Source organism: Magnetospirillum sp. WYHS-4 (assembly GCA_039908345.1).
Lineage (GTDB): Bacteria > Pseudomonadota > Alphaproteobacteria > Rhodospirillales > GLO-3 > JAMOBD01.
Map to the genome: position 1 here is coordinate 1 of JAMOBD010000013.1, position 24,476 is coordinate 24,476.

The window sequence follows — 24,476 nt, forward strand, 5'->3', positions numbered from 1 at the left end:
CTCGCCGCCGGATTGACGGCAGCCAGCCAGGCGCCGCCGTGGGGGGACGCCTGGACGGTGGCGACCGGCCTACCCCGCCAAGCGATGCCGGGCCGCCGGGCTTCCCACCGCCGGATCGGCCGGTCGGTCGGAAAGTCCGGCAACCAGAGCGAAACCACCCGCCGTTCCATGGCTCACCTCCAAAATCCAGGTCCCCGTGCCGCCGCCCCGGCAACGCAGCAATTCCAGCCGCCAACGCGGAGGGCCCAGGCCCGGCAAGGCGGAAAGGCTGGGTTCCGCCGTCACCCGCCAGCGCGTCACCGCCGGCAAGGGCTGGTCGCGGGCCAGCAGCAACAGGGCCGGCGTACCGCCCGTCTCGGCGGCCAATTGCAGACGCCGGGCGGTCACCGGCGGCAGGCTTTCCGCCTCGCCCAGCACGGCGGCGAGCGCCCGGCTCTTCAAGCCTTCTTCCATGGCCCAAAGCAGGTCGGCGGGACGGCGCGCCCGCGCCACCACCAGCCGTTCCGGTGGCAGACCGAAGGCCGCCACCCCCGGGCCATGCAGGTCGCCCCCCGCCCGGCACCAGAGCACCCGGCCTTCCTTCCCCGCCAGACGAGCCGCCAGAGCCGCGGCGAATCCGGATACCGCCGGACGTTCCCCGGCCAGAGCATGGAGGGCACCACGCGCCAATCCTCCGCCGGGCAAGGCCGCGTCGATATCCACCAGCCCGAAAGGCAGCCCCCCGTCTCCGCCGCCGCCCCTTCCTTCCAGGCGCCGGATTCGTTCCCGCAACCCAGCCAGAAGAGCTTTGTTAGGACGTTCAATGTTTACAATGTCAGCCATCGATCAGCCAATACGACTGTTTTATTCGTTATTTGTTCTAGAACAAATCGGGTTTTTTGTCAAGAATAGCATCCTCCCCGACTCCTCCCTTCCCCGCTTACTGGTCGCAACGATGCGCAACGGTTTGTGCGGCCGGCTACAGGTCATCCCATATTCCCTTGACAGGTCCCACCCCGAAAGGTTGACATCGAGGCGATGGGGAATCAGCAGGTTACCTCCGCCCAGTTTCAAGCGACGACCGTTTCACCTCCGCGCCCGCGCACCGAATACGGCGTCGTCGACTGGGAACAGTTCTTCGAGCATGTCACCGACGGCTTGGTGCCGCTGGTTCGACAGGCGCGTTCGCGCGATGCCCTTAAGAAGTGTTCGATGGTCATCGTCGAAGGCCTGTTCACCCGCAAGGACGATCACATCCATCGCCAGACCTTCCTGCGCGCCATCGGCGACATCGTCGGCGAGACCGGAGATATCGAAGAGACCAAGGACCGCCTGATCGACCTGCTCCGCCAACTCAAGGAACACCGGGCCGAGCGGGCCGCGGAATTCATCCGCGGCAAGCGAGCGGAGGAAGCGGCCGCCCCGGAACGCCGCCGTCCCGGACCGCCCCCCGAGATCGCCTTGGTCGCCGGGCCGAGCGACAATGTCCTGGAATTCGATACTCTCGGACAGACGTCGACCCAGCCCGACCAGCCCGGCACCACCACCGTCCCCGCCGAACTGTTCTGCCTGGTCTTCTGGGAGATCATCGCCGAACGTCTGGAGATGCTGCGTCGCGGGCTCACCCGGTCTCCCCTGTTGCCCAGTCCCTTGCCCTACCTGTTTTCCAAGGATTTCGCCGACCGCTACCAGCGCATCGTGGTGGCGGACATCGCGCCGGACCTCGCCCAGCGCCTGAGCACCATCATCCGCCCGGCGGAACTGCTGCCGCCCGAGCAACGGCACCAGTTCCTGCGCGAGCAGATCGACGAACACAAGAACCGGCGCTCAATATGGGCGCTTTGGCAGGAAGTTTGGATCGCCTCCACCCGCCAGGCCGAACTGCCCGCCGAGCCCAAGGAACAGAAGAAGGGCAAGCTCGACTTCCTCAAAAAGAAGGAGGACGTCCCTGCTTGGCGCAAAACCATGACCCGCGAGGAATGGCAGGAGGCGGTGGCCCGTACCACCGCCGCCAACCAGCGCGCCCAGCGCATCTGGGCCGAAATCACGGCTCCCGCCGACGTCTTCTCCCCCCCGCACGAGGAAGACAACGGCTTCCTGATGGAACTCTTCGCCCATAGTCCCCAGGTGCTGCAACAGAACATCCAGGCTATCCGCCAGATCGGCCAGCAGGGCGGCGAGGTCGGCCGCACCTTCGATTCCTACCGCCGCAACAAGAATATGGATCTGCCGGTGCTGGCGTCCTGCCTGTGGTTCCCCGATATTTTCCTGGAAGGCAAGAAGACGCTACTGAAATCGCTGGTGTCGGGCATCCTGAAGCAGGACCTGCCGCGCTACATGCCCCTGACCTGCCGGTACCTGGAGAAGTTCCTTTAGCCGACCGCGTTCAGCAGCCGCCGTTCCGGGAAGCACACGGTCACCGTGGTGCCGACGCCCAGTTCGCTATCGATGGTCAGCGTGCCGCCGTGGGCTTCCACCAGGCCCTTGGTGAGCGGCAGCCCCAGGCCCGTGCCCTCGTACTTGCGCGACAGTTCGCTGTCCACCTGGGTGAACGGCGTCAACACCCTGGCCAAGTCCTTGCGGGCGATTCCGATGCCCGTGTCGGCGACGCTGACCGTCATTCCCTCATCTTTCGGCACCCAGGCCCGCACGGTGATCCGTCCGCCCGGATTGGTGAACTTGATGGCATTGGATAGCAGGTTGAGGAAGATCTGCTTGAGCCGCCGTTCGTCCGCCTTCAGGCCCGGCAACCCGCTCTCGATCTGCGCCGCAAGCATCACCCCTTCCCGTTCGGCGCGCTCCCGTACCAGGCGCAGGCTGGCGTCGATGCAGGCGGCGATGTCGACCGGTTCCTCGATCAGGTCGACGCGCCCGGCTTCCACCTTGGATACATCCAGGATGTCGTTGATGACGTCCAGCAGATGTTGTCCCGAATCCCGAATATTCTTCAGGTAGCTAACGTAGCGGGCATCCCCTACTTGGCCGAATATCTCGGCCAACATGGCGTCGGAAAAGCCGATCACCGCGTTCAACGGCGTGCGCAATTCATGACTCATGGCGGCCAGGAATTCCGACTTGGCGCGGTTGGACTCCCGGGCCCGGACCAGGGTCTGTTCCAGTTCCACGTTCTGGCGTGCCAGTTGGCGGGCTCCCTCGGCCAGACGTTCCTCGTCACGCTTAGCGCGTGAAATGTCGGAAAACTGGGCGATGTAGTGGGTAATCTCGCCCCGAGGGCCCTTCTGAGTGCTGATTTCCAGCCATTCCGGATAGATTTCTCCCGCCTTGCGGCGGTTCCAGATTTCGCCAGCCCATTTTCCTTCCTCGGCCAGGTCCGACCACATGCGGGCATAGAAAGCCTTGTCGTGCCGGCCCGAACTGAGGATTCCGGGCGTTTTTCCCACCGCTTCATCCTTGGTGTAGCCGGTCACCGCGGTGAAGGCCGGGTTGACGTCCAGGATACGATTGCCGGCGTCCGAAATCATGATGGCATGCGGGCTATGGGCGAAGACGCTAGCCGCTAGACGCAGGCTCTCCTCACCCCGCCGCTGCAGGGTGATGTCGGCCACCGAACCCGCCATACGGTAGGCACGGCCATCGTCGCCCCGGAGCGCCAGACCGCGCTGGCGCACCCAGCGCACCTCGCCGCGCATCACGCGATAGTCGGCCGAGAAGAAGGCCGTCCGGCCACGCAGGTGATCGCGCATGGCGTCCAGGTAGGTGCGCCGATCCTCGGGATGAATGATACCCAGCCAGTCCCGCCCGTTCAGGAAGCGCTCGTTCTCGTCGATCTGGAAGATGGTCCTGAGGCGCGGCGACAGGAAGACTTGGTCGGTCGCGATGTCCCAGTCCCACAGCCCCTCGTTGGTACCCTGGACCGCCAGCATGTGGCGTTCCTTGGCAAGGTGCAGTTCCTCCATCTCGCCCCGCACTTGGCGTATCAAGGGGGCGAAGACCAAGCCCCCGGACAGCACGAGAACCAGCAGGGTCGCCACCAGCCCCAGGGAAGCCAGTTGGATCATCTGGGTTCCCTGGGATTCGGCCTCTACCTGATACTGGCGCACCAGGGCGTCGAGGGCGCGGGCCATGTCCCCTGCCCGCCCGGAAAGCGCGATCAGATCGGGATGGTCCTGCTTGAGTGCCAAGTCCGCATCGGGAACCGCGGCCACGCGGCGCGCCAGGACCAGGAAATCGCGCAGACTCCGGTCCAGGGTGCCGGCCGGGCCGTGGAAAAGGCTCGCGATTTCGCGTGAGGGCCGCCCCGCAGGCCCCCTGGCACCGGCCAGCAGGGCTCCGTGGGAACGTTCCATCAGGTCGATGGCATCATTCAACTCGACCCGCACTTCGGAGCGCGCCAACGGCGCCTCGGCATGCAGCGCTCGCCAAGCCAGGAACGCCACACGCTGCGACAGCATCCGTTGACGGCCGGCGATGTCGACCGCGGCGGCGGTCTCCTGCTTGCTCAGGGTAACCCGGATGAAGGTCGTATAGCCCCCCACCGACAGCAGGGCGAGTCCTCCCAGGACCAGAAGGATATGCACTGTCATGCGGCGCGTTACGCGCCGGATGGTATCGGCGACTTGGAGCATGGCCTCGCAACCCAGGGATAATCGGCTGCCGATTATGGCGAACCCTTCCGGGTCTTGCAAATTCCATGACAGCCGCTAGCCTGCTCTTGGTGCGCCGCAACACGGGAGGAACCGGCATGTCCGCCAAGGTATTGACCATCGCCCAGCAGAAGGGCGGGGCCGGAAAGACGACGCTGGCGGCGCAACTGGCAGTGGCCTGGTCGGCGCGGGGCCTGAAGGTGGCGGCCCTCGACATCGACCCCCAGGGCAGCCTGCTGAAATGGCATGAGGTGCGCATGTTGGCAGGCACCCGCCCCGACGGACTCACCGTCGGCAAGGTCGGCGGCTGGCGCGTCCCCAGCGAAGTGGATCGTCTGCGGCGGGAAGCCGATCTGGTGATCGTCGACAGCCCGCCCCATGCCGACACCGAAGCGAAGATCGCGGTGCGTAGCGCCGATCTGGTGCTGGTTCCCGTGCAGCCCAGTTCCATGGACGTCTGGGCGACCGGCCAGACCCTGACGCTCGCGGTGGCCGAGCGCGTCCCCGCCCTGGTGGTGCTCAACCGGGTGCCGGCACGGGCCAAGCTGGTGGAGGCGGCGCGGGCCATGCTGATGGAACAAGACATGCCGGTGATGGAATGCTTCATCGGCAACCGGGTGGCGTTCGCCGCCAGCATGATGGACGGCCGCGCCGTGGTGGAAACCGAACCGCGCGGCCAGGCGGCCCAGGAACTGGAAGCCCTGATGGGCGAACTGGCGGCCCGCCTCGGTCTTTGACCCTCCTATCCGCCGCCCTGCTTGCGCGCCCCTTGTGCCCGCGGCAAAGGCAGGCCATCATCGGGCCATGTCACAGACCGGCGACGACAATCGTCCGCCCTTGGTGGTGGGAATCTCCGGGGCCTCGGGCGCCCTTTTCGGGGTGGAACTTCTGCGGGTGCTTCGCAGCCTGAGCCAGCCCACCCATCTGGTGGTCAGCGGGGCCGCCGAACGCACCCTGGCGCTGGAGGCCGACATGGCCCTGGCGGAAGTCGCCGCTCTGGCCGATACCTTCCACCCGGCCGACGATATCGCAGCGCCGATCGCCAGCGGCTCCTACCGGACCCGCGGCATGATCGTCGCCCCATGTTCCATGAAGACGCTGTCGGCAATCGCGAACTCGTATGCAGACGGCCTTCTGACCCGGGCCGCCGACGTGACCCTGAAAGAACGCCGGCCGCTGGTCCTGATGGTGCGCGAGACGCCGCTGCACAAGGGCCACCTGGATCTGATGGCGCGCGCCGCCGACCTGGGCGCCCTGATCCTACCCCCGGTTCCCGCCTTCTACCACAAGCCGCAAACCATTCTGGACATCGTCCACCAGATCCTGGGCAAGGCCCTGGACCACGTGGGCGTAGAGCATCAGCTCTTCGAGCGCTGGCGCGGCGTCTGAGTCCGCCCGGCCACGATCAGGTCGCAGACTTCCCGCACCGCGCCCTCCCCGCCTTTCCTGCGGGTGACGAAGGCGACCCGCTTCAGGACCTCGGACACCGCGTCGGCCACCGTCATGGGAAGGCCAACGGCTTTGAGCACCGGTATGTCGTTGATATCGTCGCCCATGTGGGCGACTTGGGAGAGGGGAATGCCCAGCCGGCCTGCCATCTCGGTCAGGGTCGCCAGCTTGTCCTCGACGCCCACGTGGACTTCGGCAAGGCCGAGCTTGTGGCCGCGATGGGTAATGGAGGGCGTGTCGCTGGCGGTGATGATGGCGACTTCGACTCCGGACTGGCGGGCCATCTGCATGCCCATGCCATCCTTGACGTTGAACTTGCGGAGCTGGCTGCCGTCGTCGGCGTAATAAAGTCCCCCGTCTGTCAACACCCCGTCGACGTCGAGGGTCAGGAGACGGATATCCTTCAGCCGCTCCTTTACGGCGCGGACCGTCAACGGGCGCGCGGCCATCAGAGTTTCCTCTCGCTACGCATCAGGACCTCGAAATCAGGCGCCGGGACGGGCGGGCTGAAAAGGAATCCCTGGATTTCGTCGCACCACTGCTGGCGCAGGAAGGAAAGCTGGGCCTGGGTTTCCACGCCCTCGGCGATCACCCGCATGTCCAGACTCTGGCCGATGGCGATGATGGCCGCCGCCAGCATGGCACCACCGCCGTCGCCGCCGATGTCCTTGACGAAGGAGCGGTCGATCTTGATGGCGGTCAGCGGGAAGGTGCGCAGGTAGTTCAGGGACGAATAGCCGGTACCGAAATCGTCGGCCGAGAGCGAGATGCCCATCTCGCGGATTTCGCGGAGCGTCAGTAGCGCTTCCTCGGCCCGTTCCATCAGCGAGCTTTCGGTGATCTCCAACTCCAACATCTCAGGCGGTAGACGGGTCTCGTCCAGGATGGCCCGGATGTCCTTCATCAGGTCACGCTTCGCCAGTTGGCGTGCCGACAGGTTGACCGCCATCTTGATCGGCGGCAGTCCCATGTCTGCCCAGGCCTTGGCCTGAAGGCAGGCCTGCCGCAGCACCCATTCGCCGATGGGCACGATCAGGCCGGTTTCCTCGGCCAGCGGAATGAACTTGAGGGGCGAGATCAGGCCTTCCTCGGGGCACTGCCAGCGCACCAAAGCCTCGGCCCCCGCCACATGGCCGCGCCTCAATTCCACCTTGGGCTGGTAGTGCAGCACCAGTTCGTCGCGATCCAGGGCACGACGCAGGCGGTTTTCCAGAGACAAGCGATGGCGGGCGCGGACGTTCATGTCCTCGGTGAAGAACTGATAGGCGTTACGCCCCAGTTCCTTGGCGTGAAAGGCTGCCGTATCGGCATTGCGGATCAGGTCGGCGGTGGTTTCGGCATCCTCGGGGAACAAGGCGATGCCGATGCTCACCGTGACAATGATGTCGTGGGCCCGCTCCTCGAGCTGCATGGGTTTGGCGATGGCCTCGAGCAGGCGGCGGGCGATGATCGTGGTCTCGTCGGCCGAATGAATATGGTTGAGCAACACCAGGAACTCGTCGCCGCCGAGGCGGCCGACCGTGTCGTTTTCGCGCAGACAAGGCTTGATGCGGCGCGACACCTCGACCAACAAGGCATCGCCCAGATTATGCCCCATGCTGTCGTTGACGAACTTGAAATTGTCGATGTCCAGGTACATCACCGCCATCTGCTCGCGATTGCGCGAGGCATCGGCCAGGGCTTGGTGCACCCGGTCCTGGAGCAGGCGGCGGTTGGGCAAGCCGGTGAGCCCATCGTAGTTTGCCTGGTAGATCAGCCGTTCGGCGTCCTGCTTTCGCTTGGTGATATCGGAGAACATCGCCACGTGATGCTGTATCTGGCCATCCTTACCCGGAATGGCCGAGACCGACAGCCATTCGGCGAACAGTTCGCCGTTCTTGCGGCGGTTCCAGACTTCCCCTTCCCAACGGCCCGTCTCGCGCAGTTGAACCCACATGGCATCGAAGAACTCGGGATCGTGCCGCCCGGCGCCAAGGATGTCCGGAGCCTTGCCCAGGACCTCGTCGGCGTCGTAGCCGGTGATCGCCGTGAAGGCCGGATTCACCGAGACGATGATATTCCTGGCATCGCTGACCAGGATGCCCTCGCTAGTTACCTCGAAGATGGCGTCGGCAAGGCGCAGCCGATCCTCGACCGCTTTTTCCTGGGTGATATCCTCCACCACCCAGACGGCGTCGGCGCTTCCGGCCCCGCCGGGAACGGGAGTTCCCGACATGCGGGCCCAGAACGGAGAGCCGTCCTTGCGGCGCATGGACCGCTCGCTGACGCAGCTCTGCCCCGTGGCGAAGGCCGCGTCGGCATGGGCGTCCAACGCCAGAGCCTCTTCCGGAGACAGCGACAGGGAGGAAAAACCGAGGGAGGTCAATTCCCCGGCGGCGAAACCGAAGATGCCTTCCATCTTGCGGTTCGCCCACACGACCAGCCCGGCCTTGACGTGGACGATTCCCACCCCAGCCGTCTGCAAGACGATATCCTGTTCGCTCGGCGCCACGTCGGAAGGCATGTTCTTGGCGGGCACGCCGGATTCCTCGGCCATACCGGGTTTCACGAGTTGTCGAGTCCAATCCGGAGGCCCGCGCCGCGCGGGATTCCACACGAACACGAACCCATCCGATCCAGGGGCACTGTAATACCGTCGGCACGGCGAAAACAATCTAATTCCAGAGCGCCACAGTGCCCGGAACTCGAAGCGCACCAATGTATTGCCCCGCCTCTCTGGAACACGGCAAGGTATTGATAAGACAAGCCGCCAAGCAGGCCGGAGTCGCGGGACGGGCCTTGCGGGCCATCAGCCCTTCTTGAACCCGGCCGGCGTGGGGAATTTGCTCTTCAGTTCAACCCATCCCGGGACGTTGGCAGGCTTGGAAGGACGCGCCAGGGCCTTGGCGGCATCCGCCAGCTTGTCGATGCGCGACTGGGTGCCGGGATGGGTGGAAAACAGCGACGTGGTCTCGCTGCTGTTGTCCGGATAGAGCGTCTTCAAGGTCTTGAAGAAATCCCCAGCCCGCTGCGGGTCCATGCCGGTCTTCTGGAAGACGCCCAGGATATGGTTATCGGCCTCGAACTCATTGGCACGCGAATAGCCGGTGAGCACCATGGTGTAGAGCGGCCCCTCAAGGGCGCTCAACACCTCCGCCCCCAGGGGGGCGGCCGAACCCATCCAGCTTGCCACGAGTTGCTTTCCCGCCCCGCCGATGGTGGTCAGGAACGCCTGGTTGCGCATCTGCTTGGCGCTGTGACTGAGTTCGGCATGGCCGATCTCGTGGGCGATCACCGAGCCCAACTCGGCCGGATCGTCTGCGTAACGCACCAATTCCGAATTGACTGCGATCTTGCCCCCCGGCAGGGCCCAGGCGTTGACTTGCTTGTTGTCGACCAGGGTGATTTCCCAGGGTAGATTCTTGCGGTCGCTGGTGGAGATGAAGGGTTCGGCGAACTTGCGCAACGCTTCCTGGGCATTACGATCCGAATAGGCGCCGCCGGACTTCGTCAGATAGCCGGGGTAGTAGCTCTGCCCCATCTTGATTTCGTCCTCCTCCTTGATGGAGAGGGCGCCCATCAACTGAGCGGCCCCGCCCACCACGTCGCCCAGACTGAGCTGGGCCACGGCCGGTGCGGCGGCCAACAGCCCCGACGCTCCCAGGCCAAGAACGAAGCCGCGGCGATGCAACATGGTCATGAGAACCCCTCTCGAAGGATTAGTAGCGGGTGCCGGCGGCCTTGGCCAGGACGCGGACGTTGTCGTCCATCGGCAGGACGTAGTCGTGGGCGGCCAAAACCCGTCCGTCGGAAGCCTGAAGAATCTTGAGGTTGACGTAGATGCTGTCACGGGCCGGCGTGTAGGTACCGGCGACCACCGCCTGCGCCCCAGCGGTCTGGCCGATACGGCGGGCATCGCGGGACAGCACGAACTGCCCTTCCCCTTCGCGGACCAGGAAACCGTCGCGGAGCTTGATCTCGGTGACCGTATAGCCAGCGTTGGCGATGCGCGAGGCGATCTGCTCGGCGATCAGGCGGCCCAGCGGCGTGGACTCCTCTAGATGGTTGATATCGGACAGGGTGGCGACCAGCACCGGCTGGGCGGGATCGAGGCGAGCCTGCATGGTCTGCACCAGTTGGTCCGCGGCCGCGTAGCTGGCGAGGATGACCGGATCGCCGGCCAGTCTTTGACGTTCCTTGGTCGTGAGCACCGGTTCCCCGGCACAGCCGGCGGCCAGAAGAAGGACGGCCAGGAGGCCCGTCGGGCGAAGGCGGAACATCGGGCGTCTCCTCAGGGCGCGTTGATCGAGAACTCGCGGATCGGCAAAGGCTGGGCCGGTGCCCCCGCCAACGCCACTCCCAGGGGGCCGGCCGGTGCACTGCCCGCGTACTGGAAGGCTTCCTTGCGGTCGATGTAGTACATGGCCTCGTTGCGCGACAGGATATCGCCTCCCTTCAGGAGGGTCACGGTGATCAGTATCTCGTCGTTGGCCCCATAGCCGAAGGCCCCCGCGTTGGCCAGCTCCAGCGCCGTCCCGGCCACCATCATGTTGGCCGTCACCAGATTGAACCCGCCAATGTCGCGCAGACGGTGGATTCCGCCCAGGGCGCTTGCCGCCAGAAAGGCGCTTCCGGTAGCGGGACGGTTGGACGTCTCGTGCAGGATCGGCTGGACTGCCGTATGGACCCGATAGCCGGCCTCGGCCCGCACCAGGGTTACCGGCAGACCCTTCTTGACCAAGTGAGTGGTCAGGTGGTCGCGGAAGGCGCGCCCGAAGGGCATGGAGATATCCAGAGGCTCAACGAAATAGCTGCCGCCTCCCGGCGGGGCCTTCTTGGCGGCCTCGGCGATCTCGGCCGCCACGTCGGAAGCCAGGATGTCCCAGTGCTGGACCCGAAGCATTTCCATCTGGGTGGTCGCGTCATGGCCGACCGCAACCGGCGTCGCGGCGGTCTCGCATCCGGCCACCGCCAGCCCCAGCAACGCCACCGCGAGCATTCTCGTAGGAAACACCGGATGTCCTCCGCAGGTTGGACCGTGCTCCAAGCCTATGCCGGCCTCCCGCCCCGGTCAAGGACGCGAGGACGACACCTGGATACCGAATTCGAAGAGGCGTTCGACCGGATTACATGGTTGTCGGATCGACTTGCCTCACCGCCCGGCGACGATACAGGCGACGGAGAGCTTTTGCAGGGCGTCGCAGGAAGCGACGGCTTCGGCACGGGAGGCGAAGGGCCCGGCCTGCACGCGATAGAACAGTCCACGCGGCCCCAGGTCCGCTTCCTCGACATGGAAGTTCAGTCCGGCCAAGACTGCGGGATAGGACTCCTGCAGCTTCTTCCATTCCTTGGCCGCCTGGTCGGGCGAACGCAAAGAGGCCAACTGGATGCGCGGACCGCCACCGGAATGGACGGCCGCCATCCGGGCGGGCATGGCCGCAGCCGGAGAAGTCGCCCGGTTGGGCTTCGCCTCGGGCGCCGGCTTGGCCGACGTCTCGATCTGGGGTGCCTTGGCCGGATCGGCTGGCGGCGACATGGGCACCGCCTCGGGCACCGGAGCGGTGGCAACCGATTGCGGACGACCGGCAACGGCCTCGTCCTCCACCTTGGCGAGGATTTGCTTGATGCCGTCGGTGGCGGCGGTTGCCGCCAAGCCGGATACCCGACCCCAGGGGCCGTCCAGGCTGCCGGCCGGCACCGCGTTTTCCTGCTGGGCCTCGCCGACCGTCGAGCCGTCCGGGCGCAGGACCGTCCAGGTGATGCGCACCGTCTGCTGGCCCTTCTTGTCGGGCGGCGACATCTCGACCGTGCCGTTGATCGTCGCCAGCAGGTCGCCGGCCTTGTCCGCCACGGGCACGTCGGCGTCCTTGAGGGCGGTCTTCAGGGCTGCCGCCAGGGTCTGGTTGCCGTCGCCGGGAGCGCCCACCACCTCCTGGACGCGCACGCCCTTGCGGGCGCCGGGCTGGGTGGCGGCCACTTCCCGCGGGTCCTGCAGCATGGCGGCCACCGCCTTGCCGGTATCCAGGCCGACGGCGCGGATGATCTTGGGATCGCCGTTCACCCATTCCCACCAGGTGCCCTTGACCTCCTGGACGTGGGAGCCCATGGGGCGGCGCTGCTTGTCGAACAGGGTCCATTCGATGAACACGATGGTCGCCGCGCTGCTGTCCTGGTTGGTGCGGGTCTTGCTTTTCAGCAGGTAATGGCCCGTACCCGGCCCGCCGGCGGAAGCCGGAATGCCGCGGTTGGACAATTCGTCCGCCACCGACTGGGCCAGCAGGCGGGCCATGGGCACGGCCGGACCGTCGACGTGTTCGACTTCGATGTTGCCGGCTTCCTTGATGGCCGCAAGCGGACTGACCTTGGGATCGCTGGGACCCAGGAAGGGCTGCGGCAACTGCCCGCAGGCCGCCGCCAGGAGCGCCGCCAGAACGACCAGCCGTTTCGTCAGACCATCACGCACATCGCCACCGTCACCAGGAGAAAGGCCAGGATCAGGATTACCATATGAGGCATGGCGAGCAACCCCTTCGCGGGACGAGCTAACGGGCGAGTGCGATGGCGGATAGCTGTCGGCCATAGTCCGCTTGGCCTTCCAGGGTGGCGCGGCGGTAGCTGAAGAAGGTCTTCTCCTCCCGCCGGGTGTCCCTGGACAGCACCTCGAAACGCGCGACTCCGGCCGACTCGAGTCGCATGGCGACATAGCCGGGCAGGTCGAACAGGTGATGACCGTCCCGTCCCGATGGCACGAAGAAGCGTCCGTTCGCCGGATCGTCTCCGGTCAGGGCAGCGAGGAATTCCGGCCCCACCTCGTAGGACGGTTGGTGGATGCAGGGCCCCACCGCAGCGAGGATAGACTCGTGCCGGGCGCCCAGGCCGACCATGGCCTCGACGGTCGCTTCCAGGATTCCGGCCCGCGCGCCCTTCCAGCCCGCATGGGCGGCGGCGACGACCCCCGCCTCAGGGTCGGCGAACAGCACGGGCGCACAGTCGGCGGTGAGAATCCCCAAGGCCAGGCCGGGGGTCCGGGTCGCCATGGCGTCGGCTTGCGGCGCCCCGCCGTTCCAGGGGCCATCCACCACCACGCAAGCCGACGAATGGACCTGATGGACGGTGACCAGGGCCCCGGAATCCAGGCCCAGGCTTGCCATGGTCCGGCCGCGGTTGGCGCGCACCGCTTCCGGATCGTCCTTGGAGCCGGGGCCGCAGTTGAGCGTCGCATAAAGCCCGGCGCTGCAGCCGCCCTCGCGGGTGAAGAAGGCATGCTGGACGCCGGGCAGGCCCGACAGGGCGGAAGCGGCGATCATCGGCTGGCGTCCTCCTCGTCGAAGCCGGGCGGCGTGGGCAGGCCGGGGGCCGTCAGGCACAGAAACTTGAACAGGCTGCCCATCTCGTCAGGATCGGTCAAGCGCCGGAAGGCCGCCTGGATGTCCGCCGCCTGCTGGGGCGTCGCCTTCTGTAGCAGCATTGCGGCTCGGGCGCCCAACCCCAGGCGCAGCAGGAATTCCCCCTGAGGCAAGGGGCCGTAAACCGCTGCCCCGCGCTCGGCGGCGGAACGTCCCAAGGCCTCGAAATCCACATGAGCGGTCAGATCGGCATCGCCGGGATCGGCCAGCACCTCGTGGAAGGCATGGCCCTTGACCGCCTGCAAGGTGTCGCCGATTCCCGAACGGTGATGCCCGTAATCGACGATAAGGGCGGCGCCGCCGAAGCGGGCAAGCCGTTCCGCCAGGGCGTGAACGACCGCCAGCCCGGACGGACAGGTTTCGACGATGCCGCCTTCCGGGGCGTCGGCCAGGTCGTCGGACAGGAAGGGCGGCCGATGCGCAGCGGGCGCCAACTGGAATTCCAGCCCCTTTTCGTCCGCCGCCAGCCCCACCATGCGCTCGCGCCAGCCGTCGCCCACCTTCTGGAACTGGCGGATGGGCAAGGCGTCGAAGAACTCGTTGGCGATGACCAGGAGCGGCCCCTGCGGCACCTGGTCCAGGCTGTCGTGCCAGGTGGCCGGGACATCGCCCAGGGCTTCCCGCTGGCGGGCCCGCAAGGCCGGGCTGATTTCCACGAGATGGACCCGGATGGCTTGGCGAAAGCCGGGGACGCTGCGGGCGGCGCGCAGCATGTCGGCCATCAGGGTGCCGCGGCCGGGGCCCAGTTCCACCAGGTTCAACGCCTCCGGCTCGCCCATGGCGCGCCAGACCAGGGCGCCCCATAGTCCCAGGATCTCGCCGAACATCTGACTGATTTCGGGCGCCGTGGTGAAGTCCCCGCCGCGCCCGAAGGGATCGCGGCCCATATAGTAGCCGTACTTGGGATGGCCCAGGACCTCGGCCATGTACTGGGCGACGGACAGCGGCCCTTCGAGTGCGATGCGCCGGCAAAGGATATCCAGCAACCCGCTCATGACGCCGGGCGGCGCAGGGCCAGGACCGCCAGGGCGATGCCGGCGGCCAGCATGGGCAGGGACAGGGCCTGGCCGATGGTCAGCCAGGGCAGCACCCAGGCGTCGGGCTGGCGGAAGAACTCGGACACCGAACGCGCAATCCCGTAGCCCGCGATGAAGACGCCGGCGGTCAGGCCGGGACGACGGCGCAACGCCTCGTTCCGGTAGACCAGGTTGGCGACGGCGAACAGCACCAGTCCTTCCAGCAGCGCCTCGTAAAGCTGGCTGGGATGGCGGGGCTCGGGCCCGCCGCGCGGAAAGACCATGGCCCAGGGCACGTCGGCGGGCCGGCCGAACAACTCGCCGTTGATGAAATTGGCGAGGCGGCCGAAGAACAGGCCGATGGGCGCGCCGCAGGACAGCAGGTCGGCGAAGACCAGGCCGGAAATGCCCCGCCTTTTGACGAAGACGATGCCGGCCACCGCCACGCCCAGGATGCCGCCGTGGAAGGACATGCCGCCTTCCCAGACCCGCAGCATGGCGCCCGGGTTCGCCAGGTAGTAGCCGGTCTGGTAGAACAGCACGTAGCCCAGCCGCCCCCCCAGCACCACGGCCAGGGTAGCCCAGACCAGGAAATCGTCGATGTCGATTTCCTTGACCGGCAGGGGCGCCTTGCGGGCCAAGCGGACGATCAGCCGCCAGCCCAGCACCAGCCCGGCCACATAGGCCAGCGCGTACCAGCGAATGGCCAAGGGCCCGATCTGGAACAGCACCGGGTCGATATTGGGATAGGGAATGGCGAGCAGGATGTCGGTCACCGGAACGAATCCTCGGCGTCCAGGAAGTCGCGGACGTAGCGCGCCACGCCGTCCTCCAGCGCCGTAAAGGGCCTGGCATAGCCGGCGGCGCGCAGGCGGCCCATGTCGGCCTGGGTGAAGTACTGGTATTTGTCGCGGATCGCTTCGGGCGTCGGGATGTACTCGATCTTCGGCTCCTGCCCCAGCGCCCGGTAGGTGGCCGCGGCCAGATCCTTGAAGGACCGGGCCTGGCCGGTGCCACAGTTGAACAGGCCGCTGGCTTCGGGATTGTCCAGCAGCCACGTCATCACGTCGATGCAGTCGCCGATCCAGACGAAGTCGCGCGACTGGCCGCCGTCCTCGTAGTCGGGGCGGTGGGACTTGAACAGCTTGCAGGTGCCGCCCGCCTTCACCGTGGGGAATATTTGGGCGACCACGCTTTTCATGGTCCCCTTGTGGGCCTCGTTGGGGCCGTAGACGTTGAAGAACTTCAGCCCCGCCCATTGCGGCGGACGAAGCTCGCCATTGCCCAAGGCCCGCACCACCCAGCGGTCGAACAGGTGCTTGCTCCAGCCGTAGGCGTTCAGGGGACGCAGCGTCTCCAGATGGCGGGGGGAGGCGTCGTCGGAGAATCCCTGCCGCCCGTCGCCGTAGGTGGCGGCCGAAGAGGCGTAGATCAAGGGCACCTGGTGGGTGGTGCACCAGCGCCAAAGCGCCACCGACAGGCGGAAGTTGTTGTCGACGATCTTGTCGGCGTCGGTTTCGGTGGTGGCCGAAATGGCCCCCATGTGGATCACCGCCTTGACGGCGGCGCTATGAATGTCGAGGAAATCGAGCAGACGGTCGGGATGGACGATGTCGAACAGATCGCGCTTGGCGATGTTCTTCCATTTCACCCCGTCGCGCAGGCGGTCGCAGACGACGACGCGGCCCAGGCCCCGCTCCTCGATCGCCGCCGCCATGTTGGAGCCGATGAATCCGGCGCCTCCGGTCACCACGTACATGCAGGTCTCCTTCCCGATCGCCGGGCCTCTATAGCGCAAAACCGCCCGCCCGTCACTCGCCGGCCAGCCATCCCTCCACATCGGCGAGGGCGCGGGCGGCCAGGGCCTTTTTGCGTTCGCGGCCCTTCAGCGGCCGGCCGCGTTCGTTGCGGGCCTCGATGGGCGGGAACAGGCCGAAGGTGATGTTCATCGGCTGGTAGGTATCGGCCAGGGCGCCGCCGGTGATGTGGCCCAGCAGGGCCCCCAGGGTGGTGGTGGCGGGCGGCGGGCGCGGGGGCAGGCTCCGGGCTTCTTCCGCGGCGAAGCGCCCGGCCAGCAGGCCGACGGCCGCGCTTTCCACATAGCCCTCGCAGCCGGTGATCTGGCCGGCGAAGCGCAGTCGCGGATCGGCCTTCAGGCGCAAGGTGCCGTCCAGCAGGCGCGGCCCGTTCAGGAAAGTATTGCGGTGGATGCCGCCCAGGCGGGCGAATTCGGCCCCTTCCAGGCCGGGAATGGTGCGGAAGACTTCCACCTGGGCGCCATGGGCGAGCTTGGTCTGGAAGCCCACCATGTTGTAGAGGGTGCCCAGCCGGTTGTCCTGGCGCAACTGCACCACGGCGCGCAGCCGGCGGCCGGGGTTGTGGGGATCGCGGAGCCCCACCGGCTTCATGGGACCGAAAGCCAGGGTCTCGCGTCCCCGTTCGGCCATCACCTCGATGGGCAGGCAGCCTTCGAAATAGGGGGTATCCTTCTCCCAGTCCTTGAAGGGCACCTTGGGGCCGGCCAGCAGGGCGTCGACGAAGGCCTCGTACTGGGTGTCGTCCATGGGGCAGTTGATGTAGTCGTCCCCTTCCCCCTTGTCCCAGCGCGATTGGAACCATGCCTTGGAGAAGTCGATGGACTCCTTGACCACGATGGGGGCGATGGCGTCGAAGAAGGCGAGGGAATCAGTTCCGCTCAGGGCCCGGATGGCTTCGGCCAAGGGCGCCGAGGTCAAGGGCCCGCTGGCGACGATGGCGCTTGCGCAGCCCGGCAGGTCCAGGGAAGCGACTTCCTCGCGGACCAGTGTCACCAGGGGATGGGCGAGGAGGGTCTCCTCGACGGTCCGGCTGAAGGCCTCGCGATCCACGGCCAGGGCGCTGCCCGCCGGCACCCGGTTGGCGTCGGCGGCCTTGAGGATCAGGGAGCCGGCCCGGCGCATTTCCGCATGCAGGACGCCCACCGCGCTGCCTTCGGCGTCGTCGGAACGCAGGGAATTGGAACAGACCAGTTCCGCCAGCCCGCCCGAGGCATGGGCCGGCGTCGACTTCGCCGGCCGCATCTCGTAAAGCCGCACCGGCACGCCGGCCTGGGCAAGTTGCCAGGCGGCTTCGCTGCCGGCCAGGCCGCCGCCGATCACAGGTATGGGTTGGATCGCCATGGCCCAGTCATAGAGCCGGCTCCCCCGATTGACAAGCCCGCGCGGGCCGGCTACCAGAATGCCCATGAACGCCGATCAGATCCAATCCATCGCCATCCAGGTCGCCTTCGTCGTCGGCGCCCTGGTGTTCGTCAAGTACCTGCCGCGCCTGACCGCGGGCGTGCCCTTCGTCGAGCCCCAGGCCGTCAAGAAGCTGATGGACGAAGGCAAGGACGTGGTGGTCGTCGACGTGCGCACGGCGGGCGAATTCACCGGCTCGCTGGGCCACATTCCCGGCGCCATCAATCTGACGCCCGGCGATCTCAAGGAACGCATCGGCCTGGTTGCGGAAAAGCTGGAAGCCTACAAGAACGAACCGGTCTTCGTGCTCTGCCGCACGGAAAACCGCGCGCCCGGCGGCGCCCGGGTGCTGAAGCAGGCCGGCTTCACCAATGTCGCGGTGGTCAAGGGCGGCATGGCGCGCTGGAACCGGGAAGGCTTTCCTGTGGAAGGCGTGGGCGCCTGATCGGGCGGCCGTTAACTTTTTCTAAACCCGAATCATGGCACCCTGAGAAGCAGCAAGCTTTTCGGGGAGAAAACCCATGATGACGACGCAGAAGCGCCGGGCTGCCGGGACGGGGATCGTCGGCCCCAAGGAAATGCAGCTCATTCTGGTCAATACGATCCTCTACAGCGCCGCCTTCGCGGCGTTCATGTGGAAGGACTTCGCCCAGGTCTTTCAGTGGCTGACCAACTGAAGGCGTTCGTAGCGCACGCCTTTCGGCGTGGCGGCCAGGCCGGCGCGATCATGGATCGGTCCCGATTCCACCCGGACGGCCGCGGCTCCCGCCCCTGAGGCCTTGGCCCGCGGCGGGACGTCTCCCGGATAGAAGGCGCTCGCCTGTTTCAGGCGGACGGGCTTGCCGTCGACCTGGGGGTCGCGGAAGACGACCGTCGCGCGCGGGACTTGGTCGGGCGCGATCTCCTTGCCGTAGACCTCGAAAAAGCTGTTGAAGGAGCGCCCCAGCCGCGTCGAGGCGCCGGGAAACTTCAGGCTGCCCGCTTCCGCGCAGGCATCGGCCGGCAAGGCGCAGACCCGGTAGCGCAGCCAGGAGGACTCCGCGTCCGCCGCCTCGCGGGTCAGGATGACCCGGTAGCGGCCCTCCCGCCAGTCCATCCGGTTGCGGACGCTGACGAAGTCCCCTTCCGAGCCGCTGCTCACCCCCACCCCGCCCGGCGCGGCGCGGATATGATCCTCGCGCCGCTCGTCCCAGCGGGAAAAGATGATGCCGCGAGCCGCTTCCCTGCCCATCTGGTGCACCTGGGTCTGCAACCCGCCGTAGGCGCGGATGCCGTTGATGGTCAGCAGGCCGGTGGGCGCGATGTAGAGCGGCACCTCCCCCCCGACGGCCCCGGCGATTTCCACCTCGATGGAAAATTCCCGGAATTCGACGGCGTCGTCCAGGGTCCACCAGATGTCCGCCAGATGCCAGGGAATGCGCTTCCAGGCTTCGGCCGCGAGGGCCGCGCCCGCAGCCAGCAAAACCAAGGCAAGGACCGGAAAGAAGAAGCCCCGCCGCAAGGGCGGGGCCTTCCCGTCGACTTCCCGCGGATCGGAAACCATTACTTCTTGGCAACCGCGTCGCCGGCGAAATAGCCGGCCACGCCACCCGCCAGAGCGCCGCCGGTGGTCGCCAGGGCCTGGCCCACACCGCCGCCGAACTGCCAGCCGACGATGCCGCCCGTCGCCACGCCGATGGCCGTACCGACCACATGCTCGGTCTTGATATCGTTCATGCTGGAACAGCCTGCCAGAAGGCCTATGGCCAAAGTCGCCGTCATTACCTTTTTCATCGCTACCTCCGGGTCGAATTTCTCAACGCGAATGGCGGGATTGTACACTCGGCTCGATTCCCGCCCAACAGGATTCACTCACCCGTTGAGCAGCGCCTCGATCTCGGCTTGGCTGAGGCTTGGGCCGTCCGCCACAGCGCCGGGCGCCCCTTCCGGCAGAGGCTGGTTGGCCTTGCGCCTTTCCGGACCGTTATAGTTGGGGCTCGCCCTGCGGCGCCGATCGGGCCCGAAATAGATCTTGGTGCGCACGAAGGGCCGCGGCCGTTCGATGATCGCCTTGACCCTGGCATACAATCCCTTGGCCGAGATCGGCTTCGCGATGAACTCGTGAACCCCGGAATCGCGGGCCTCGAGAACCCGGTTCATCTCGGTATGGCCGGTCAGCATGATGATGGGGACGAAGGGGTTGGGGCTGTCCTTGCCGGTCCGCACCAGACGCACGAAGTCAAGGCCGTCCAACGGCGACATGTTCCAGTCGCAGATGATGATGTCGGCCGGGAAGTGCCGCAACTCCTTGAAAGCATCGGCGCCATCGCCGGCCTCCAGGCAATTCCTGGAGCCCAGCGCATGCAGGATGGTCTTGACCAACGCCCGCATGTGCTTGTTGTCGTCGACGATCAGGAAGTTCAGGCGCTCAAGGTTGTAGTTCGGCATACCTCGGCCATCCCGGTTCCGTCCCCCAACCGGGGCATTATAGTCAGCCCGCCCGACCCGCGACAAGGCCGGCCAACTACCAGGGAATCGGGGAACCGTCGTAGTTGAGGAACGCCCCGGAGGTTTCCGGAGTCAACCCCGCGATGACCTTGCGCATGCCGGCGACGCTGACGTCGGCGTCGATCAGGGCGCCGGGGCCTCCCATGTCGGTCCGCACCCAGCCCGGATGCAGGATGCCGACCAGAATACCGCGCGGCGCCAAGTCTACGGACAAACTCTTCATCACGGCGTTCAAGGCCGCTTTACTGGAACGGTAGACATAGGACCCGCCGGATCGGTTGTCGGCCATGCTGCCCATCTTGCTGGTCAGGGCAGCGATGCGCTTCTGGCCGCTACGCGCTACATGGTCGAGGAAGGCCTCGCTGACCTTCAGGGCGGCCATGGAATTGATGCGGAAGACCTCGCCCCACCCGGCGTAGTCCAGGTTGCGCAGCGCCGAGGAACGCGGCCCGTAGACACCGGCGTTGTTGATAAGCACGTCGATGGATTCGCGGCGTAGGCTGGCGGCCAGGGCATCGACGGCTTCGTGGTTCCCCACATCGAGGGCTTGTACCAGGAGGTCGCCGCGCAAAGCCGTCAACCCTTTTGAATTCTTCGGATCGCGGCCGGTGGCGACCACCCGCCAGCCATCGTCCAGGTACTGGCGACAGAACTCCAGGCCGATACCGCGGCTTGCGCCGGTGATCAGCACGGTGGGCATCCGACGCTTCTCCCTCCCTGGTGGCGGAACCGGAGCGCGAACTCAGCTCTTCCCTTGCGGGAGGTTCTGGTCCTTTTGGGACTTGTAGAACTTGACCAGCGTGCGGATACCAAAGGCCAGAGCGAAGCCCAGGATAACCAGCGCGCCAAGAATGAGATGGTTCGGGTCCATGGCCCGGAGAATACCTTTCTCCCGGCCCGGAGGCGAGAGGGATTTGTCGTCCCTTGTCCAGAACCTTAGACGTCGATCTCCTCGACGAAGCGGGCGTGTTCCTGGATGAAGGCCATGCGGAGTTCGGGCTTGCGGCCCATCAGGCTTTCCACCAGTTGCGCCGTCTGGCGAGCCTCCTCATGGTCCTCGACGTTATGGCCTTGGGGCACCACCACCCGCAGCAGGGTGCGCTTGGCCGGGTCCATGGTGGTTTCCTTCAGCGAGGCCGGCGGCATCTCGCCCAAGCCCTTGAAGCGGCTGATCTCCACCTTGGAGTTGGCCTTGAACTCCTTGGTCAGCAGTTCGTCCTTATGGGCATCGTCGCGGGCGTAGACGCTCTTGCCCCCGTGCACCAGTCGATAAAGCGGCGGCTGGGCCAAGTAGAGGTGCCCGCCCAGCACCAGCTTCGACATCTCGCGGTAGAAGAACGTCATCAGCAAAGAGGCGATGTGGGCGCCGTCCACATCGGCGTCGGTCATGATGATGATTCTCTCGTAGCGTAGCGCTTCCGGGTCGAAGCGGTCGCGGGTTCCGCAGCCCAAGGCCTCGACGATGTCCGACAGTTCCTGGTTGGCCTGCATCTTGTCGAAGGAGGCCGAAGCCACGTTGAGAATCTTGCCCCGGAGCGGCAGAATCGCCTGGGAGGCGCGGTCCCGCGCCTGCTTGGCCGAGCCGCCGGCAGAATCGCCTTCCACCAAAAAAATTTCCGTGCCGACGTTGACCGTGCGGGAACAGTCGGCCAGCTTGCCCGGCAGGCGCAAGCGCTTGGTGGCCGACTGGCGCTTGGTTTCCTTGTCCTGGCGGCGCTTGAGCCGGGCCTCGGCACGCTCGACGATCTTGTCCAGCAGGGCCTTGGCCGTTTCCGGATCGCCCGACAGCCAGTGGTCGAAATGGTCGCGCACCGCGTTCTCGACCAGACGGGCGGCTTCGGCGGTCGCCAGTTTCTCCTTGGTCTGGCCCTGGAACTGGGGATCGGCGATGAAGACCGACAGCATGGCGCAAGCGCCGTTCACCACGTCCTCGGCCATGATCTTGGCCGCCGCCCGGTTGCCGATCATCTCGGCATAGGCCTTCAGGCCCCTGGCCAGCGCCGACCGCAACCCGGCCTCGTGGGTGCCGCCCTGGGGTGTCGGCACCGTGTTGCAATAGCTGTTGAAGAAGCCTTCCTCCTCATCGGCAGGCCAAGCCACCGCCCATTCCGCCTTGCCGGGGCCTTCGGGAGCTAGACGCGCCTGACCGGCGAAGGCCTTGGCGGTGACCGTCGGGCGACCCTCTAGCATGGTACCCAGGAAATCCGAGAGGCCGCCAGGAAAATGCAGTACGGCGCTGGCGGGGGTTTCCTCCTTTTCGCCCAGCAGGGAGGGATCGCAGGACCACCGGATTTCCACCCCCCGGAACAGGTAGGCCTTGGAACGCGCCATGCGATAGAGCCAAGCAGGCTTAAAGCGGGCCCGTGTGCCGAATATCTGCGGATCGGGCGAGAAGACCACCGTGGTGCCACGCCGGTTCTGTACCGCCCCCAGGGCCTGCAGGGGTCCCAGCGGCTTGCCGCGCGAATAGGTCTGGGAATAGAGCTGGCGGTCGCGCGCCACCTCGACCACCAGCTTTTCCGACAGGGCGTTGACCACCGAGACGCCGACGCCATGCAGGCCGCCCGAAGTCTCGTAGACCTTGCCCGAGAACTTGCCGCCCGAATGCAGGGTGGTGAGGATGACTTCGAGCGCCGACTTCCTGGGAAACTTGGGATGGGGATCGACCGGGATGCCGCGCCCGTTGTCGCGCACCGTCACCGCGCCGTCGGCCGCCAGTTCGAGTTCGATGCGGCTGGCATGTCCGGCCACCGCCTCGTCCATGGCATTGTCCAGAACTTCCGCCACCAGATGGTGAAGCGCATGCTCGTCGGTGCCGCCGATGTACATGCCCGGCCGCCGCCGTACCGGCTCCAAGCCTTCCAGGACCTCGATGTCCTTGGCCGAATAGTCGTCCTTGCCGCGCGGCGCGCCGGCAAACAGATCGTCGTCGCCCATCATGCTTCCCGTCCAGGATTCTTGAACGCAGGATACAGTAGTCGCCGGGGAGGAAATGACAAGGGGTAGCGTGGCTCCACGATGGGGCCCCGTTGCGGAATCCATCCCCGATCAGGCCAAGCAGCCCACCACCCGGTTGCGCCCGCTTTCCTTGGCCTTGTAGAGACACTGGTCGGCCCGCTCGAAGAAATCCTTCGGATTATCCATCTTGCTCGGCCGGACGGTGGCGACGCCGATGCTGATCGTGACATGATCGGCAGCCGACGATTTCTTATGCTCGACTTCCAGGGCGGCCACCGCCTCGCGGATCTTTTCTGCCACCACCAGGGCGCCGGCGTTGTCGGTGTTGGACAGGACGCAGGCGAATTCCTCGCCGCCGTAACGCGCCGCCAAGTCGGTGGCACGGACGACCAGGGCCGACATCGCCTTGGCGACCGCCGCCAGGCATTGGTCGCCCATGGCGTGGCCGTATTCGTCGTTATACCATTTGAAGTGGTCCACATCGATCAGGATAAGGGACAAGGGCGCCCCGCTGCGCATGGCCCGCGTCCATTCCAGTTCGAAGACTTCGTCGAAGCGCCGACGGTTGGCGATGCCGGTCAAGGCGTCTGTCGTCGACAGCTTGGCCAGCATGTCGCGATTCGCGGCCAGTTCGCGGGTAGTCCTGGACTCCCGGGCCACCACGAAAATCCCGATGACGATCGCCAGGATGACCGCACCGGTGCTCAGGCCCATCATCTTGCGCTGGGTCTGTTCCACGGCCCGGCTGGCGGCGGCGGCCTCGCGCAGCGACGAATCCTCAACCACCTTCACGAAGGTGTTCAGGGATTCGATGATTTTGGATTGGCCGTTGAGGCCGGCTTCCACCTGGGCCTGGATCTCACCGTTGCCCCCCCCTTCCACGACCCGCGCCATGGCCTCGTCGACAACCGGACGCGCCTTGGTGATGGTGCCCTCCAGGGAACGCAGGGCATCGGCCTCCTCGGGCGTCAGGATCAAGTTCTGCAACTCGCCGCGAGCCCGCACGAAGACGCTGGCCGCTTCACGGAAATGTTCCTGCTGGGAGTCGCGGTCGAAAAAGTCTGGAAATGTCGTGGCGAAGGCCAAGCGGAAGGAACGTTCGCGCACCGCCTCCCGCATCACGAAAGCCGCCCGGACCTTTTCGCGGAAAGCGGCGTCCCGCAGCCAAGCCTGGCGGGTAACCTCCAGGTGCTGGACGCCGATGTAGAGCGCCCCCAGCATGCAGGCCAGGATCGCCCCGAAACCGACGATCAGGAACGCGCTCGCCCGGCGACTTACCGTCATGCTTCCCCCCCCCCACGGACAATCATCGAAAATGACCCCGTACGGTGAGTGTAACATCGCGGCCCTGGTTTATTAAGCCCGTACATCTACCTGCTG

At 66.2% G+C, this 24,476-nt stretch carries 24 protein-coding genes; 5 read left to right on the top strand and 19 right to left on the bottom strand.

From position 1 onward, the window contains the following. Nucleotides 1-69: 69 nt before the first annotated feature. Nucleotides 70-771: a hypothetical protein gene (locus tag H7841_05905; GenBank protein ID MEO5336410.1), complete on the bottom strand. Its 702-nt coding sequence runs from the start codon at nt 769-771 to the stop codon at nt 70-72. A gap of 246 nt (nt 772-1,017) precedes the next feature. Here H7841_05905 and H7841_05910 point away from each other — a divergent pair, with 246 nt between their 5' ends. Continuing rightward, on the top strand, nt 1,018-2,355 hold the full coding sequence (locus tag H7841_05910) for a hypothetical protein (GenBank protein ID MEO5336411.1): 1,338 nt from the start codon (nt 1,018-1,020) through the stop codon (nt 2,353-2,355). Here the strand turns inward: H7841_05910 and H7841_05915 are convergent. Further along, complete coding sequence (locus tag H7841_05915; GenBank protein ID MEO5336412.1) at nt 2,352-4,565, bottom strand: ATP-binding protein; 2,214 nt, start codon at nt 4,563-4,565, stop codon at nt 2,352-2,354. The two genes, H7841_05910 and H7841_05915, sit on opposite strands and share 4 nt — an antisense overlap. Nucleotides 4,566-4,681: 116 nt before the next feature. On the opposite strand from H7841_05915, the gene H7841_05920 reads away from it, so the two are divergent. Continuing rightward, complete coding sequence (locus H7841_05920) at nt 4,682-5,320, top strand: ParA family protein (protein ID MEO5336413.1); 639 nt, start codon at nt 4,682-4,684, stop codon at nt 5,318-5,320. Nucleotides 5,321-5,387: 67 nt separating this feature from the next. Further along, nucleotides 5,388-5,972 (top strand): UbiX family flavin prenyltransferase, encoded by a 585-nt coding sequence (locus H7841_05925; protein MEO5336414.1) that lies wholly within the window; start codon nt 5,388-5,390, stop codon nt 5,970-5,972. Here the strand turns inward: H7841_05925 and H7841_05930 are convergent. The 11 genes from H7841_05930 to trmFO all read right to left on the bottom strand — a co-directional run bounded on the left by H7841_05930 (nt 5,942) and on the right by trmFO (nt 17,591). After that, nucleotides 5,942-6,481, bottom strand: coding sequence for an HAD hydrolase family protein (locus tag H7841_05930; protein ID MEO5336415.1), 540 nt, complete (start codon nt 6,479-6,481; stop codon nt 5,942-5,944). The two genes, H7841_05925 and H7841_05930, sit on opposite strands and share 31 nt — an antisense overlap. Further along, on the bottom strand, nt 6,481-8,568 hold the full coding sequence (locus tag H7841_05935; GenBank protein ID MEO5336416.1) for an EAL domain-containing protein: 2,088 nt from the start codon (nt 8,566-8,568) through the stop codon (nt 6,481-6,483). Before H7841_05935 ends, H7841_05930 begins: the two co-directional genes overlap by 1 nt. Before the next feature lie 252 nt (nt 8,569-8,820). Then, entirely contained in the window at nt 8,821-9,711 is an 891-nt protein-coding gene (locus H7841_05940) for a M48 family metallopeptidase (GenBank protein ID MEO5336417.1), read from the bottom strand. A gap of 19 nt (nt 9,712-9,730) precedes the next feature. Then, the gene (locus tag H7841_05945; protein ID MEO5336418.1) at nt 9,731-10,291 is read right to left on the bottom strand and encodes a FlgO family outer membrane protein; all 561 of its coding nucleotides are present in this window, start codon (nt 10,289-10,291) and stop codon (nt 9,731-9,733) included. 11 nt (nt 10,292-10,302) lie between these two features. Then, nucleotides 10,303-11,025, bottom strand: a complete 723-nt coding sequence (locus tag H7841_05950; protein MEO5336419.1) for a hypothetical protein — start codon at nt 11,023-11,025, stop codon at nt 10,303-10,305. A 138-nt stretch (nt 11,026-11,163) separates the two neighbouring features. After that, entirely contained in the window at nt 11,164-12,474 is a 1,311-nt protein-coding gene (locus H7841_05955; protein ID MEO5336420.1) for an SPOR domain-containing protein, read from the bottom strand. 79 nt (nt 12,475-12,553) lie between these two features. Next, the gene (pgeF, locus tag H7841_05960) at nt 12,554-13,318 is read right to left on the bottom strand and encodes a peptidoglycan editing factor PgeF (GenBank protein ID MEO5336421.1); all 765 of its coding nucleotides are present in this window, start codon (nt 13,316-13,318) and stop codon (nt 12,554-12,556) included. Continuing rightward, a complete protein-coding gene (locus H7841_05965; GenBank protein MEO5336422.1) occupies nt 13,315-14,412 on the bottom strand; it encodes an SAM-dependent methyltransferase in 1,098 nt (365 codons plus the stop codon). Before H7841_05965 ends, pgeF begins: the two co-directional genes overlap by 4 nt. Then, nucleotides 14,409-15,200, bottom strand: a complete 792-nt coding sequence (lgt, locus tag H7841_05970; GenBank protein MEO5336423.1) for a prolipoprotein diacylglyceryl transferase — start codon at nt 15,198-15,200, stop codon at nt 14,409-14,411. The genes H7841_05965 and lgt overlap by 4 nt, the downstream gene beginning before the upstream one ends. A gap of 5 nt (nt 15,201-15,205) precedes the next feature. Then, nucleotides 15,206-16,192 carry an ADP-glyceromanno-heptose 6-epimerase gene (gene rfaD / locus H7841_05975; GenBank protein ID MEO5336424.1) on the bottom strand — a complete coding sequence of 329 codons (987 nt, stop codon included), beginning with the start codon at nt 16,190-16,192 and terminating at the stop codon, nt 15,206-15,208. A 52-nt stretch (nt 16,193-16,244) separates the two neighbouring features. After that, nucleotides 16,245-17,591, bottom strand: a complete 1,347-nt coding sequence (trmFO, locus tag H7841_05980; GenBank protein MEO5336425.1) for a methylenetetrahydrofolate--tRNA-(uracil(54)-C(5))-methyltransferase (FADH(2)-oxidizing) TrmFO — start codon at nt 17,589-17,591, stop codon at nt 16,245-16,247. 64 nt (nt 17,592-17,655) lie between these two features. Here trmFO and H7841_05985 point away from each other — a divergent pair, with 64 nt between their 5' ends. Together H7841_05985 and H7841_05990 are read left to right on the top strand one after the other, a co-directional pair. Continuing rightward, on the top strand, nt 17,656-18,096 hold the full coding sequence (locus H7841_05985; GenBank protein ID MEO5336426.1) for a rhodanese-like domain-containing protein: 441 nt from the start codon (nt 17,656-17,658) through the stop codon (nt 18,094-18,096). Between the two features lie 76 nt (nt 18,097-18,172). Next, a complete protein-coding gene (locus H7841_05990) occupies nt 18,173-18,328 on the top strand; it encodes a hypothetical protein (GenBank protein MEO5336427.1) in 156 nt (51 codons plus the stop codon). Here the strand turns inward: H7841_05990 and H7841_05995 are convergent. From H7841_05995 to H7841_06020, 6 genes are all read right to left on the bottom strand, one after another. Continuing rightward, complete coding sequence (locus tag H7841_05995; GenBank protein ID MEO5336428.1) at nt 18,310-19,194, bottom strand: hypothetical protein; 885 nt, start codon at nt 19,192-19,194, stop codon at nt 18,310-18,312. The two genes, H7841_05990 and H7841_05995, sit on opposite strands and share 19 nt — an antisense overlap. Then, nucleotides 19,194-19,424, bottom strand: coding sequence for a hypothetical protein (locus H7841_06000; GenBank protein MEO5336429.1), 231 nt, complete (start codon nt 19,422-19,424; stop codon nt 19,194-19,196). The genes H7841_05995 and H7841_06000 overlap by 1 nt, the downstream gene beginning before the upstream one ends. 78 nt (nt 19,425-19,502) lie before the next feature. Beyond that, complete coding sequence (locus H7841_06005) at nt 19,503-20,078, bottom strand: response regulator (GenBank protein MEO5336430.1); 576 nt, start codon at nt 20,076-20,078, stop codon at nt 19,503-19,505. 76 nt (nt 20,079-20,154) lie between these two features. After that, nucleotides 20,155-20,838: an SDR family oxidoreductase gene (locus H7841_06010; protein ID MEO5336431.1), complete on the bottom strand. Its 684-nt coding sequence runs from the start codon at nt 20,836-20,838 to the stop codon at nt 20,155-20,157. 236 nt (nt 20,839-21,074) lie between these two features. Next, a complete protein-coding gene (gene parE / locus H7841_06015; GenBank protein MEO5336432.1) occupies nt 21,075-23,075 on the bottom strand; it encodes a DNA topoisomerase IV subunit B in 2,001 nt (666 codons plus the stop codon). A gap of 111 nt (nt 23,076-23,186) precedes the next feature. Continuing rightward, entirely contained in the window at nt 23,187-24,380 is a 1,194-nt protein-coding gene (locus H7841_06020; protein ID MEO5336433.1) for a diguanylate cyclase, read from the bottom strand. Between the last annotated feature and the right edge of the window lie 96 nt (nt 24,381-24,476).

What these genes read in the sequence shown, in the direction of transcription:
- H7841_05910 (MEO5336411.1), top strand. Translation starts at nt 1,018, where the DNA reads ATGGGGAATCAGCAGGTTACCTCCGCCCAGTTTCAAGCGACGACCGTT.
- H7841_05915 (MEO5336412.1), bottom strand. Translation starts at nt 4,565, where the DNA reads ATGCTCCAAGTCGCCGATACCATCCGGCGCGTAACGCGCCGCATGACA.
- H7841_05920 (MEO5336413.1), top strand. Translation starts at nt 4,682, where the DNA reads ATGTCCGCCAAGGTATTGACCATCGCCCAGCAGAAGGGCGGGGCCGGA.
- H7841_05925 (MEO5336414.1), top strand. Translation starts at nt 5,388, where the DNA reads ATGTCACAGACCGGCGACGACAATCGTCCGCCCTTGGTGGTGGGAATC.
- H7841_05930 (MEO5336415.1), bottom strand. Translation starts at nt 6,481, where the DNA reads ATGGCCGCGCGCCCGTTGACGGTCCGCGCCGTAAAGGAGCGGCTGAAG.
- H7841_05935 (MEO5336416.1), bottom strand. Translation starts at nt 8,568, where the DNA reads ATGGCCGAGGAATCCGGCGTGCCCGCCAAGAACATGCCTTCCGACGTG.
- H7841_05940 (MEO5336417.1), bottom strand. Translation starts at nt 9,711, where the DNA reads ATGACCATGTTGCATCGCCGCGGCTTCGTTCTTGGCCTGGGAGCGTCG.
- H7841_05945 (MEO5336418.1), bottom strand. Translation starts at nt 10,291, where the DNA reads ATGTTCCGCCTTCGCCCGACGGGCCTCCTGGCCGTCCTTCTTCTGGCC.
- pgeF (MEO5336421.1), bottom strand. Translation starts at nt 13,318, where the DNA reads ATGATCGCCGCTTCCGCCCTGTCGGGCCTGCCCGGCGTCCAGCATGCC.
- H7841_05965 (MEO5336422.1), bottom strand. Translation starts at nt 14,412, where the DNA reads ATGAGCGGGTTGCTGGATATCCTTTGCCGGCGCATCGCACTCGAAGGG.
- rfaD (MEO5336424.1), bottom strand. Translation starts at nt 16,192, where the DNA reads ATGTACGTGGTGACCGGAGGCGCCGGATTCATCGGCTCCAACATGGCG.
- trmFO (MEO5336425.1), bottom strand. Translation starts at nt 17,591, where the DNA reads ATGGCGATCCAACCCATACCTGTGATCGGCGGCGGCCTGGCCGGCAGC.
- H7841_05985 (MEO5336426.1), top strand. Translation starts at nt 17,656, where the DNA reads ATGAACGCCGATCAGATCCAATCCATCGCCATCCAGGTCGCCTTCGTC.
- H7841_05990 (MEO5336427.1), top strand. Translation starts at nt 18,173, where the DNA reads ATGATGACGACGCAGAAGCGCCGGGCTGCCGGGACGGGGATCGTCGGC.
- H7841_05995 (MEO5336428.1), bottom strand. Translation starts at nt 19,194, where the DNA reads ATGGTTTCCGATCCGCGGGAAGTCGACGGGAAGGCCCCGCCCTTGCGG.
- H7841_06000 (MEO5336429.1), bottom strand. Translation starts at nt 19,424, where the DNA reads ATGAAAAAGGTAATGACGGCGACTTTGGCCATAGGCCTTCTGGCAGGC.
- H7841_06005 (MEO5336430.1), bottom strand. Translation starts at nt 20,078, where the DNA reads ATGCCGAACTACAACCTTGAGCGCCTGAACTTCCTGATCGTCGACGAC.
- H7841_06010 (MEO5336431.1), bottom strand. Translation starts at nt 20,838, where the DNA reads ATGCCCACCGTGCTGATCACCGGCGCAAGCCGCGGTATCGGCCTGGAG.
- parE (MEO5336432.1), bottom strand. Translation starts at nt 23,075, where the DNA reads ATGGGCGACGACGATCTGTTTGCCGGCGCGCCGCGCGGCAAGGACGAC.
- H7841_06020 (MEO5336433.1), bottom strand. Translation starts at nt 24,380, where the DNA reads ATGACGGTAAGTCGCCGGGCGAGCGCGTTCCTGATCGTCGGTTTCGGG.